General features: G+C 64.6%; 7 protein-coding genes and 1 pseudogene. 2 read left to right on the top strand and 6 right to left on the bottom strand.

Annotated features, from left to right (window positions below; translation table 11 throughout):
- Positions 1–76 precede the first annotated feature (76 nt).
- From CFB35_RS08060 to CFB35_RS08040, 4 genes are all read right to left on the bottom strand, one after another.
- On the bottom strand, positions 77–589 hold the full coding sequence (locus CFB35_RS08060) for a fimbrial protein (RefSeq protein ID WP_059584116.1): 513 nt from the start codon (positions 587–589) through the stop codon (positions 77–79).
- A 756-nt stretch (positions 590–1345) separates the two neighbouring features.
- Positions 1346–2806: an efflux transporter outer membrane subunit gene (locus CFB35_RS08050; RefSeq protein ID WP_089464976.1), complete on the bottom strand. Its 1461-nt coding sequence runs from the start codon at positions 2804–2806 to the stop codon at positions 1346–1348.
- A complete protein-coding gene (locus CFB35_RS08045; protein WP_089464734.1) occupies positions 2806–5946 on the bottom strand; it encodes a multidrug efflux RND transporter permease subunit in 3141 nt (1046 codons plus the stop codon). The genes CFB35_RS08050 and CFB35_RS08045 overlap by 1 nt, the downstream gene beginning before the upstream one ends.
- Before the next feature lie 15 nt (positions 5947–5961).
- Positions 5962–7167, bottom strand: coding sequence for a MexX/AxyX family multidrug efflux RND transporter periplasmic adaptor subunit (locus CFB35_RS08040; RefSeq protein ID WP_089464733.1), 1206 nt, complete (start codon positions 7165–7167; stop codon positions 5962–5964).
- A 151-nt stretch (positions 7168–7318) separates the two neighbouring features.
- Here CFB35_RS08040 and CFB35_RS08035 point away from each other — a divergent pair.
- Positions 7319–7968 (top strand): annotated as a pseudogene (locus CFB35_RS08035) (TetR family transcriptional regulator).
- Between the two features lie 329 nt (positions 7969–8297).
- Positions 8298–9581, top strand: a complete 1284-nt coding sequence (locus CFB35_RS08030) for a M23 family metallopeptidase (protein WP_179231721.1) — start codon at positions 8298–8300, stop codon at positions 9579–9581.
- 1194 nt (positions 9582–10775) lie between these two features.
- Here CFB35_RS08030 and CFB35_RS08020 read toward each other — a convergent pair.
- Both CFB35_RS08020 and CFB35_RS08015 read right to left on the bottom strand, forming a co-directional pair.
- On the bottom strand, positions 10776–12536 hold the full coding sequence (locus CFB35_RS08020; protein WP_089464731.1) for a ShlB/FhaC/HecB family hemolysin secretion/activation protein: 1761 nt from the start codon (positions 12534–12536) through the stop codon (positions 10776–10778).
- Between the two features lie 547 nt (positions 12537–13083).
- Complete coding sequence (locus tag CFB35_RS08015) at positions 13084–13329, bottom strand: hypothetical protein (protein WP_089464730.1); 246 nt, start codon at positions 13327–13329, stop codon at positions 13084–13086.
- Between the last annotated feature and the right edge of the window lie 122 nt (positions 13330–13451).

Genomic DNA, 13451 nt, shown 5'->3' with positions numbered 1-13451 from the left:
GGAGTCCAGGGGGAAGGAAAACGGGGGAAAGATGACGGAGGAAGGGGCGCATGCCTCCCTCCTCCGATACCGACGCTTACTGGTAGCGGACCGTGAAGTTCGCGACGCCGTCCGCGGTACCCGGCGTCACGCCGGCTGCCGTCGCTTCGTACATCGCCGCGAAGCGCGCGATGTTCGTGCCGTTCTGCAGCACCGTCGGCGCCTTCTGCTCGGCGCCGTTGTCGAGGTACTCGCCCGACGCGGCCTGCAGGCGGATGCCGACGTTGGTCGCCGAACCGATCGTGGCGAGCAGCTTCGGCTGGCCGGCGCTCGACGTACCCGTGAACGTGAAGTACGCGTTCTTCGCGACGCTGGTGTCGCAATCGGTCAGCTTGATGTCGAAGTTGGTCGGCGTGGACTTGTCGCCGGCCTGCTTGAACACGTTGGTCGGCACCTTGCCGAGGTTCACGGTCTGGTTGACCGAGCCCGAGTCGATGCCGCATGCGCCCGCGACGATCTCGCCGGTGAAGTTGATCGTGCCGGTGCCCGCCGCGAAGGCCGAGGTGGACAGGGCCGCGAGTGCGACAGCGGTCAGGATGGTTTTTTTCATGAAGTTTCCCGTAAGGAGTGCAAATGGAATGAATGACGTGGCGGACGCAAACGGCAGCGTGTGGTGGCTCCCGTCCGTCACGAGGCGGCATTATCGAGATAACCGCGAAAGATTTCTGTAAATCATTGTCAAATACATCTGACAATGTTCGATTTACCCCTCTAAAACTTCATTCCTTCCTTTCCATTTTCAATTCCCGCCTTTTCATCCGCAGTCCTTTTTTATTTTTCGGAAATTATTGAAGATTAAGGAAATTTCTTGCCGACAATCTCTGGTGCGCCGCCAGCCCTTGCCTGCATTGGCTTGCATGGGAGCGCCATTCAAAAGACAAAACATTGTCCAAAGCCGCCACCGTTGTCATATCGCAACGCGAATATCGCGCCATTTTCAACTGACAGGAAATTAACGACGGCATTCCATCGACATGGATTTATCGCGCAAACGATTGCGAAAAGCATACAAACGTTTTACCGCGACACTTTGTCGCCGCCATTAATTCCAATGCATTGATTAATTCGATCGTCAATTGCCGATCGTGAAACCGCATGCACGCGCGGCCGCTGGAACGCGGCTGGCATGCCGGATTGGGCGAAATGAAAAGCGCGGAGACGGTCCGCCGAACGGTGAAAGGAAGCGCCGACGACGATCGGCGGCACGGCGGGCGGTACGCCCTGTCGAAGCGGCGGCCGAACGTCGAAGCGCGTGGCCGCCGTGAAGTCGCCCGACACGCCGCGGCGTCGGGCGACGAATCGCACGTCACGCGGAAGCCGCGGCCTCCGCCGTTGCCGGCGCCCAGCCGCCGCCGAGCGCACGGTACAGCGCGATCGCGTTCGCGAGCCTGAGCTGCCTGAGCCGGATCAGTTCCTGCCCCGACTCGTACGTGCTGCGCTGGGCGTCGAGCAGTTCGAGATAAGTCGCGACGCCGCCCGCGTAGCGACGCTCCGCCAGCTTCAGCCGCGCGCCGTCCGCCTCATATACATCCTGCTGCGCGGCGAGCTGCCGGTCGATCCAGTCGCGCGCGGCGAACGCATCGGCCACTTCGCGAAACGCGGTCTGCACCGCCTTCTCGTATTCGGCAACGGCGATGTCCTTGCGTGCGTTGGCGACGTCGAGGTTCGCGCGATTGCGGCCGCCCGCGAAAATCGGCAGCGTGATGCGCGGCGCGAACGTCCACACGCTCGTGCCAGCCGCGAACAGGCTCGAGAACGCGTCGCTCACCGAGCCGTAGTCCGTCGTCAGCGCGATGCGCGGGAAGAACGCCGCGCGCGCCGCGCCGATGTTCGCGTTCGCGGCCTTCAGCCGTGCCTCGGCCTGCCGGATGTCCGGCCGCCGTTCGAGCAATGCGCTCGGCGCACCGGGCGCCACGGGCGCGATCGACAGCGCGTCGAGTGCGGTCGCGTCGCCGGGCACGCTGCGCGCGAAGTCGCCCGCCAGCAATTGCAGCGCCCGTACGGCCTGCGCATGCTCGCGCCGCAGCGCGGCCTGCGACGCGCGCGCGGACGCCACCAGCATCTCGGCCGAGCGCAGCTCGATCGCGTCGCTCGTGCCGGCCGCATAGCGGCGTTGCGTGAGCGCGGCCATCCGCTCGCGCGCATCGAGCGTGCGCTGAGCGAGCGCCAGTTGCTCGTGCAACGATCGTTCGGAAACGTACGCGCCCGCCACTTCGGCGATCACGCCGATGCGGACCGTACGCTGCGCGTCGGCCGTCGCGAAATATTCGGCGAGCGCCGCGTCGGACAGGTTGCGCACGCGGCCGAACAGGTCGAGCTCGTATGCGCTGACGCCGACGCCCGCGCGGTACAGCCCGCTGATCGCGCTTTCGCGCACGACCGGATCGTACTGGCGCGCGCGTTCATAGCCGAGATTCGCATCAACCGACGGCATCAGGTCAGCACGCTGCACGCCGTACAGCGCGCGCGCTTCCTCGAGCCGGCCGGCCGCGATCCGCAGGTCGCGATTGTTCGCGAGCGCCGCGTCGATCCACGCCTGCAGCGCCGGATCGGTGAAATACGCATGCCAGTCGTCGAGCAGCGCCGTATCCTGCGCCGCGGCCGACGCGCCGGCCGGTGTCGTATTGCCGTCGACCGGCGCATAGGTCGCCGGCACCGGCGCCGCCGGGCGCTCGTAACGCGGCGCGAGCGAGCACCCGGCGAGCGCGAGCGCGGCGGCGAGCGCCGCCGGAAACCGCCGCGCGGCGCGTACATTCAGCGCGAACATCATGGTTGCGAACCCTCCATCGTCGTCGGCTGCGCGCCGCCGCGCCGGCGCGGGCCGACGTCGAACAGGCTGCCGACGATCACGAAAAACAGCGGGACGAGAAACACCGCGAGCACGGTCGCCGTGATCACGCCGCCGAGCACGCCGGTGCCGATCGCCGTCTGCGCGCCGGACGCGGCGCCCGATGCGAACGCGAGCGGCAGCACGCCGACGCCGAACGCGAGCGACGTCATCACGATCGGCCGCAGCCGCAGGCGCGCGGCCTCGAGCGCCGCGTCGACGAGCGACATGCGCTGCGCGACGAGATCCTTCGCGACTTCGACGATCAGGATCGCGTTCTTCGCGGACAGCCCGATCGTCGCGATCAGCCCCACCTTGAAATAGATGTCGTTCGGCATCGCGCGCAGCGTGACGCCGAGCACCGCGCCGATCACGCCGAGCGGCACGACCAGCATCACCGCGAACGGAATCGACCAGCTCTCGTAGAGCGCCGCGAGCGCGAGGAACACGACCAGCACCGACAGCGCGAACAGCATCGGCGCCTGCGCGCCCGACAGCCGCTCCTCGAACGACTGCCCCGACCACGCATAGCCGATGCCGGCCGGCAGTTTCGCGGCGATCCGCTCGATCGCGCTCATCGCCTCGCCGCTGCTGTGGCCGGCCGCGGCCGAGCCGTTGATCGTGAACGACGGATAGCCGTTGTAGCGCGTGAGCTGCGGCGGCCCGAGCGTCCAGTGCAGCGTCGTGAACGCCGCGAGCGGCACCATCTCGCCGCGCGCGTTGCGCACGCGCAGCTTCTTCACGTCGTCCGGATCGAGCCGGTGCCGCCCGTCGGCCTGCACCATCACGCGCCGCACCTGCGTGCCGTGCATGAAGTCGCCGATATAGTCGGAGCCGAACATCACCGCGAGCGTCGTGTTGATCTCGTCCATCGACACGCCGAGCGCGGACGCCTTCGCGCGATCGATGTCGAGCTTCAGTTGCGGCGCGTCCTGCGTGCCCGCGAACATCAGATCGGTGAGCGCACGATCCTTGCCGCCCGCCGCGAGCAGTTGCTCGCGCGCGGCGCTGAACGTCGCGTAGTCGAGCCCGCCGCGGTTCTGCAGCCGGAAGTCGAAGCCGCTCGACGAGCCGAGATCGGGCAGCGCCGGCGAGTTCATCGCGAACACCGTCGTGTTCGGCGTGCCCGCGAAGCGTTCGTTGATGCGCGCGACGATCGCTTGCACGTGATCGCGCGCGGCCTTGCGCGCCTTCCAGTTCTTCAGCGTGACGAAGATCATCCCGCCGTTCGGCCCTTCGCCGTAGAGGTTGAAGCCGCCGAGCGCATAGGTATAGGCGGCCGGCTCGTCGCGGCGGATGGCCGACTCGACTTCGCGCACGCTCTGCATCGTTTCCGCGAGCGGCGTGCCTTGCGGGCGGATCACCATCACCATGAAGTTGCCCTGATCCTCGTCCGGCAGGAACGCGGTCGGCAGTTGCGTGAGCATCAGCGCGGCGGCCGCGGTCAGCGCGCCGTACACGACGAGCCAGCGTACCGGCTTCTTCAGCATCGCGCCGACCCGCGCCGCGTAGCGCTGCGTCGCCCGCGCGACGAAGCGGTTGAACCCGCCGAAGAAGCCGCGCTTCTCGTGATGGTCGCCGGACACCGGCTTGAGCAGCGTCGCGCACAGCGCGGGCGTCAGCGACAGCGCGAGGAAGGCCGAGAAGCCGATCGACACCGCGAGCGACAGCGCGAACTGCCGATAGATGTTGCCCACCGCGCCGCCGAAGAACGCCATCGGCACGAACACCGACGTGAGCACCACGGTGATCCCGACAATCGCGCCGCTGATCTGCCGCATCGCCTTGACGGTCGCGTCGTACGGCCCGAGCCCTTCCTCGACCATCAGCCGCTCGACGTTCTCGACGACGACGATCGCGTCGTCGACGAGAATGCCGATCGCGAGCACCATCCCGAACATCGTCAGCACGTTGATCGAGAAGCCGGCCGCGTACATCACGCCGAACGTGCCCGCGAGCGCGACCGGCACGACGAGCGTCGGAATCAGCGTCGCGCGCAGGTTCTGCATGAACAGGAACATCACCAGGAACACCAGCACGCCGGCCTCGATGAGCGTCGTGACGACCTTGTTCATCGACACGCGCACGAACGACGACGTCTCGTACGGGATCTGGTATTTCACGCCCGGCGGAAAGTACTTCGACAGCTCGTCCATCGTCGCGCGCACGCGCTTCTCGGTGGACACCGCGTTCGAGCCCGGCGCGAGCTTGATGCCCATCCCGGTCGCGACCTTGCCGTTCACGTACGACGGATAGTTGTAGTCGTTGCCGCCGAATTCGATGCGCGCGACGTCGCGCAGGAACAGCGCGGAGCCGTCCGGCCGCGCGCGCAGCGCGATCGCGCCGAAATCGGCCGGCGTCTTCAGCGGCGCGTCCGCGAACACGGTCGCCGCGATCGGCGCGCTGTCCGGCACCGCGCTGCGGCCGATGTCGCCGATCGTCACGCGCGCGTTGTGCGCGCGCACGGCCGACGCGATGTCCGACGCGGTGAGGCCGTGCCCGGCCAGCTTCACCGGGTCGGGCCAGATCCGCATCGCATATTCGGCGCCCCAGAACTGCACCTTGCCGACACCCTCGACGCGGCGCAGCGCCTGCACGACGTTCGCCGACGCATACTCGCCGAGCTGCACGTCGGTCATCCGGCCGTCGTCGGACGTCAGCGACACGACGAGCTGGATGTTGTCGGCGGCCTTCTCGACCTGGATGCCGTCGCGGCGCACGGGCTCGGGCAGGCGCGCATCGACCGTCTTCAGCCGGTTCTGCACTTCGACGGCCGCGAGATCGGCGTTCACGCCCTGCTTGAACGTCAGGTACAGCGACGCCGCCCCGGCGCTGCTCGTCGCGGACGTATACAGCAATCCCGGCGCGCCGTTCATTTCGCGCTCGATCAGCGCGGTCACCGATTCCTCGACGACCTGCGCGGACGCGCCCGGGTACGCCGCATAGATGCTGACGACGGGCGGCGCGATGTCCGGGTACTGCGCCACGGGCAGCGCGCGGATCGCGAACAGGCCGCCCAGCATGATGAAGATGGCGATCACCCACGCGAAGACGGGGCGATCGATGAAGAAACGTGCCATGTTGGTTTGAACCGGTCAGGTTTGACGGGCGGCCGCCCGCGAAGCGGCCGCTGCCGGCGCCGCCTTCGACCGCGGCGCCTTTTCGACGGGCTTGACGGTGGTATCCGGCGCGAACTGCGCGGCGTCGTCGACGATCACGCGCTCGCCGCCCGCGAGGCCGCGCGTGATGCGCCAGTCGTGGCCGCTCATCTGGTCGGCCGTGACCTCGACGTCCTTGACCTTGCCGTTCGCGCCCACCACACGCACCGACGTACGGTCGGCGGTACGCAGCAGCGCGTCGCGCGGCACGAGGATCGCCCGCTGGTCGACCGCCGTGTCGAGCGCGATCCGCACATATGCGCCGGGCAGCAGCTCGCGCTCCGGATTCGGGAACAGCGCGCGCATCGCGACGGTGTCGGTGGTCGGATCGACCGCGAGATCGCTGAACAGCAGCTTGCCCTTCAGCGGATACGCGGTGCCGTCCGCGCGCAGCAGCGTCACCGCGATGTCGTGCTGCGCGATGCCCGTCGCGCGCCCGCTCTTCACCGCGCGACGCAATGCGTCCACGTCGGCGGCCGGCTGCGAGAAGTTCACGTAGATCGGATCGAGCTGCTCGACGGTCGTCAGCGGCGTCGCCTGGTCCTGGCCGACGAGCGCGCCCTCGGTCACGAGCGCGCGCCGTGCGCGGCCCGCGATCGGCGCGGTGACGGTCGCGTAGTCGAGCTGCAGTTGCGCGCGTGCGAGTTCCGCCTTCGCCGAGGCGACCTCGGCCTTCGCCTGCGTGTCGGCCGCGACGGCTTCGGTGTGGTCGCGCTCGCTCACCGCGCGATCGCGCACGAGATCGTCGTAACGGCGGCGCTTGTCGGTCGCCGCGAGCGCGGCGGCCTGCGCCTTCGCGAGCGCGCCCTGCGCGGCGTCGCGGGCGGCCTTCAGCGGTGCGGGATCGATGCGGAACAGCACCGCGCCCTGCTTCACCTCCTGGCCTTCCTCGTAGGTGCGCGCGGTGACGATGCCCGCGACCCGCGCGCGGACTTCCGCCTGCCGGTATGCGTCCAGCCGGCCCGGCAGTTCGACGGTCATCGGCACCGCCGTCGGGCGCACCGTCACGACGGTGGCCTGCTTCGCGGCCTCCGGCGCGGCGTCCTCGTCGCCCTTTCCGCATCCGCCCACCGCCAGCAGGGCCGCGAGCGCGAACGGCGCCAGCCGCGTGCGGCGCCACAACAGGGTGCGTTTGTTATTCATGTTCTGACCTCGGAACGTTCGCCGCCGATACAATGCGGCGGCTCAGGGTGGCCGATTATAATCAGTCATGTCTGATTAAATACAGGCTGCTTCAATCTGACTGACACACTGTCTCAATAAAACGACAGCGAACTGTAAGGAATTTCACGACATGGCCCGCAAGACCCGGGAAGAATCGCTCGCCATCAAGCACCGGATCCTCGACGCCGCCGAGCTCGTGCTGCTCGAGCGAGGCGTCGCGCAAACCGCGATGGCGGACCTGGCCGAGGCCGCCGGGATGTCGCGGGGCGCCGTCTACGGCCATTACCGCAACAAGATGGAAGTCTCTGTCTGGCGATGTGCGACCGCGCGTTCGCGCGCACGTCGGAAGGTTTCGACGCCGGCGACGGCCTGCCGCCGTTCGCGACGCTGCGGCGCGCCGCGTCGCACTACCTGCAGGAGTGCGGCGAGCCGGGCCCGATGCAGCGCGTGCTGGTGATCCTCTATACGAAGTGCGAGCAGAGCGAGGAAAACGGCGCGCTGCAGCGGCGCCGCATGCTGCTGGAGCTGCAGATGCTGCGGATCACGAAGGCGCTACTGCGTCGCGCGATCGCGGCCGGCGAAATCGCCGCGGATCTCGACGTGCATCTGGCTGCCGTCTATCTGGTGTCGCTGCTCGAAGGCGTGTTCGCGTCGATGATCTGGACCAACCGGCTGCGCGGCAACCTGTGGAACGACGCCGAGGCGATGCTCGACGCCGGTTTCGACGCCGTCCGCACGTCGGCCGCGCTGCGCAGGCGCGCGCAAAAATTGCCGGACTAACGAAAATCGTCGTAACAAATGCTGATTTAACCCGATTTACCGCACTGCGAAACGAATGAGCTGACCCTCTTTAAAATTTTTAACGTTTCGCGGAACATCGGTAGACTGACGCTGTCATCTTTCTTTAGCGTCTTCGTGATAACCGGGTTCGACCCGGCATGCACGCCGCCGTTCGAAGCGGGGCCCGCCCCGCGAGTTGGGTCGAACGGGAACGATACAGGCCCCTGGCGGGGCCTGTTTTGTTGCACGCCCGTCGCCCGCCATGTCGCCCCCCTGACGCATGGACCGCCGACGGCTCCTGCCCACACCTCTTTGAACCGCTTTCCTGGATGTGGACACCTTTGGTCAAGCCTGCCGCAACCCCTGATGCTTTCGCGCCCGGCCGCGCGCAGCGCCTCGTGCGCGCGCTCGTGCCGGCCGCCGTGCTCGGCGCCCTCGCCGCCTTCGGTCTCGCCGCCGCGCTGCCTGCCGTGTCGCAACTGCCCGGCGCCGTCGACTCGGGCACGGCCGCGCTGCCGCAGCGCGTGCTGTCCGATACGCCGTTTCCCACCGCGCAGCATTTCGTGACGAGCGAGCTTGCACGCACGCTCGGCGAGCGCAACGAATACCTCGAGCGCAACGATCGCAGCCCGCAGCCGGGCCTGTTCGCGCCGCTCAGCGCGCATCGCAACGACATGCTCGGCTACGCGAGCCTGTTCCAGTTCGCGTCGCCCGATCATCGGCAAGGGATGCGCGCGGGCGACATCGAGCTCACGCTGTCCGATACGCTGAATCGTCTCGACGTGCCGCCCGAAGTGCGCATCCAGCTCGGCGATCTCGTCACCGGCAAGGTCGCGATGCGCGCGAGTGCGCAGCGCGGCGACTATTACCGCCTCGCGTTCGACACGCACGACGGCACGCCGCGCCTGACCGCACTCGAGCTGCGCGTCGCCGGCCGCACGTTCGGCGCGATCTGGTTCCACGCGCCGGGCGCCGAACACGGTGCGTACTACACGCTCGACGGTTCGCCGCTCGAAGCCGCGGCGTTCACGATGCCGGTCAAGTGGACGCGCATCAGTTCGTTCTTCGGCGAGCGCATCCATCCGCTGTCGCAGGCGATGGCGTTCCATACGGGCGTCGATCTCGCCGCGCCGAGCGGCACGCCGGTCGATGCGGCGGCCGACGGCGTCGTGTCGTTCGTCGGCACCGATCCGGGCGGCTACGGCCGCTACGTGATCGTCGATCATGCGGATGGCTATTCGACCTACTACGCACATCTGTCCGCGTACGCGCGCGGGCTGAAGGTCGGCGAAACGGTGAAGCAGGGCCAGCGAATCGGCTCGGTCGGGATGACGGGCGCGGCCACCGGCCCGCACCTGCATTTCGAGGTGCGCGTCGCGAACGATCCGGTCGATCCGCTCGTCACGCTCGCGAACGCGCAGACGGGGCTGTCCGACATGCAGCTCACCGCGTTCCGCCAGGAAGCCGCGCAATGGCGCTTCCGGCTTGCGTCGATCAAGACGACGCCGTTCGCGTTCGCGCAGAACGACGGGCCGCTGTGGGGCGATTTCGCGACCGGTCCGTCGACGCTGCGTGCGGTTTTCGATACGCACTACTCGGCGGAGCGAAGCTGATTCGGGGGCACACGATCCTGGTGGTTGCGAAAGAGCGTACGGTCAAGTGCTCCGCCACTCTTCTCTACACCGTCGGCTGGTCACGGGCTTGAGCCGATGTTTTGGCGCGGGGTAAAAGCAGACTTGCGCCTGATACCGAAGGCGGCTTGCACTACATCCCCTCGTGGTCATAGCGCCGGCGCAATACCGGATCCCGAGTGATTCGCAACCGAAAACAGTTCGGGCACCACGCACCGCGATTGACCACCGTGTTCGGCATCGAGTCCCAAACATGTCCGTGTGCGCATTGCCACGTCAATTTGACTCGATTGCCGTGATATTCGGTACTCAAGCATCGACCACCGCGCTCCGCGGCAATTGCCTGCATGTCCTCTATCGTTCGGCGTTTCGCGAGATTGGCGCAATGCCGACACCATGCCCCGCCGAGCACCAAATGCCCCCACGTCGTCCATTCATGTCCACGTGCGCATCGGAATCGGTACTTCGAATTTGTCACGTGATACTCCGTCGAGAGAAGCTGTCCACCGCGTAGTGCCGCTGCGGCCTGCAATCGCTGGAGCCCGTTCGGATCGCGTTGCTGTTCTCCATGCCTGATTCGAGCACAGTGCGGGCACCATCCGCCGTCGACGATTCTGTGAGCTACGGCTGTCCATCGATGGCCCTCGGCACACTCCCATTCGTAATGCGGGGCGATACCGATATACGTGTCAGTCAGACAACGACCGCCGCGCTCCGCCGCCGCCTCATGAAGACGTTCCAAGCCATCGGAATGTAGGAGACACGCGGCCAACTCGATTTTTGCGCATCGCGGACACCCGTGGCCGTCTAGAATCTTGCGAGCCTCGGTCGTCCATTCGTGTCCAGAACGACAGGTGAAATGTTGCCGCGCCGTTTGACCGAGATAGGTTCCTTCATGGCAAACAAGACCGCGTTCACTCAATAGTTCCTGAAAGCGGTGCTGCACGCGCACTTGTTCGCACTGGAGGCAGGTTATCGTGCCGCGCATCGCGACAGTGCCTATGCGCGTGAAGTCATGGCCCGATTCGCAGCGGAATTCATAGTAGGACTTCAGCCCTCGCCATTCGAGCGTTAGAAGCGTATGCCCCCGTTCGGCGGCAATCTCGACCAGACGGGCATATGCAACGTCGGGCTTGCGACGTGTACGTGTCGGAGAAGTACCTTGGCTCATTGTCTTCAGAACTGAGCAGTCACCTGAAAACCGAGCGTCACTCGCGCGGTCGGAAAACCCGACGGCTTGTAGACAGGCGTACCCGCGAAGAGATCGTAGCCGTATCCGCCGAACCGAGTCGCGACACTGCCCTTGAAGCCAATCACTGCACCGGCGAGCTGCGTGCCGACCAAGGCAACCGGCTCCGGTCCCCAGACCCGACCGTAGTCGAGACCTGCATAGGCCGATGCCCCGGTCTGCGCGATGGGTACCTGCAATTCGTTGCGCCAGTAGAACCCGCGTGATGCCGCCAGCAGCGTTTCACCGTCGAATCCCCGCACGGTATAACGACTGCCGATCGTGACGCTATCGAGGTATGAAACCGTGTTGCCGGTGTACTGACCATGAAAGGTCGTCACGTATTTGAACGGCTGCGCCCCAATCGCAAACGGTGTCGACAGATTCGCATCGAGCACGATCATCTTGAATCGGTACGTCTGCCCTCCCTCTGCCGCGAACATGCTATCGGTCGAGCCGAGCCAGCCCAAGCCCTGACGATAGGCAAGCGAGCCGTCGAACTGCGACGAGCCGAAATAGTGCCGGTCAGTCAACCCGAGTTCGAGAAAGGTCGCGTTCTGGTGCGACGACGGTATCGTCGTGCCTTCGATATAGCTGTCGCCGAAACGGCGCGTCAGGCGAACCTGTGCGCCGAACACATCGTTCCGGCTGCGCGTCAGCACACGATTGAGCCTGAAATCGATCGTCTTCATGTTGCCGCTCGCAACGAACGTCTGATTCACGGCCGCAAGTGGTTGAAAGTACGTGTTGGTGTAGGCGGAGAGCGTGCCGGTCCAGTAGCCCCAGGGGATCGAATAGAACGCGTTCCATCCGTGCGAGCCGAAGCGCTTGTCGCCGAATTCCAGATCCTGGTTGAAGCCGACGTTGAAGATGTCGTTCAGGCCCAGCGGGTTGTCGATGCCAAGCGAGACGTTGCCTTGCAGCCTACCGGTCGCGCGCGTGCCGGAATTGTCGATGGAGGCGACGACGGTCCACGGCTTACCGCGCTTCACGTCGAGTACGACATCGCTTTCGCCGGGCGTATCGCCCGGTGCGATACGCATCGACACATCCTGGCTTGAGACGCGCTTCATCTGCTCAAGCCCTTGTTCGATGTCGCGCAGGTTCAACACGTCGCCGTCGCGCGTCGGGAATGCGGTCTTCCACGTTCCGCGTAGCTTCTCGTCCTCGAAACGCACGTGGCGGATCACGCCCGGAATCAGCGCAAGCTTCAATGTGCCGGTGGACAAATCCTGCTCGGGCACGAGTACTCGGGTCGTGATGTAACCGCGTGCGAGGATGGCCTGCGACAACGCCTTGACGATCAGGTCGACGCCTTGCTTGCCGACGCATTGGCCGGCGTAGTGCGCAAGCCAGTCGCGCGCAAAGGCGAAGCGATCCATCGGCAATGCGGATGCGCCTTGCGCCTTTGACGTGGCCGGTAACGAGTCGGGCACGTCGAGCGTGAAGCGGTCGATTCGGAAGCACGGCGTCTCGGCGAGCAATACCGGATAGTCTTCCGGACGCGGCACGTCCGAGCGCACGCCCGGCGCTTGCACGGTGGCCTCACGCTGCTGGGTGTCACGACGTTGCTGCACTTGCTGATTCTGCTCGGCGTTCGCGCGGGCGGCGGCGGCTTGGTCGTTCGGAGTGGGCACCTGTTGTGCTTGCGCAGCAAGCGTGATCAGAGTAGTGATTGGCAAAACAGCCAGCCGTCTGGTCGTTTTCATTTAATTATTTTTTGATTGACAGGAATAGACAGCAACCATCCCCCGTTATCGATATGGCACTGGCCATCAATTCACATCAGGGCCCCAACTATAGTCGCGGTTTAAATCAATTCCCCGCATTTCCGAGCCGGGTGTCTTGCCGCAACTTCTCAATCAGTTGATCCCACACATTCTCGTATAGCGAAAATGAATTCTCAGCCTGAGAAGCGGTTCTAGCCCGCGTCACAGCCGTCAGAAAAATTGACAGCCCGTTAGAATTCAACGATTCCGTTGAGATAAAGCTCATTCCCCCTTCTTCCATAGGAAGATAAACCTCATCCTTAACCCAAATGTCAGACGAGCCAAACTGATCACCGATTCTGCCAACCAAATAATCGAACTGACTCGTACTCACCGGAACGCGAACGTCTTTAGAAATAACTATTGATCCTGCCATTTTCACCTCATTTGATCAGGATGATCTTAGTCCGCCTCAATTTAAAATTTACCTACATGCCGACTGTGACATACGGACCATTCAGTGATGGTGGTGGGTATACCGATCTCGTTATTCCGAAATTCCCAAATTTGATGGGAGATCAGTTACGAAGCTCGACCGCGAACCGTATTGCGGCGCCAGTTCGCGAATATTTTTCGACAAAGATGCTCTTTCACAATCCGACATCTCTTGCAATCCGCCACTTATTTTTTCCAGTAACTCCATGGATGCATCCGGATCAATGACGCTCTCACCAGAATATTCCAAAAATATCGAAACATCAATAATTACTCTTGCAAAGTACTTATTTTCCATTTGACGAGACAACCTTCCCTGTGATGCCGGCCATTCCAAGGATATGAAACATTTCTTTTATCCCGCGCAGATTATTGTTTATTTCGCATGCCGCATCGCTCATGTAAATCCATTTTGAGCGA

Source organism: Burkholderia sp. AU16482, from assembly GCF_002223285.1.
Lineage (GTDB): Bacteria > Pseudomonadota > Gammaproteobacteria > Burkholderiales > Burkholderiaceae > Burkholderia > Burkholderia semiarida.
Note: the sequence above shows the minus strand (reverse complement) of the source record. Positions and strands in the feature narration are given on the sequence as shown.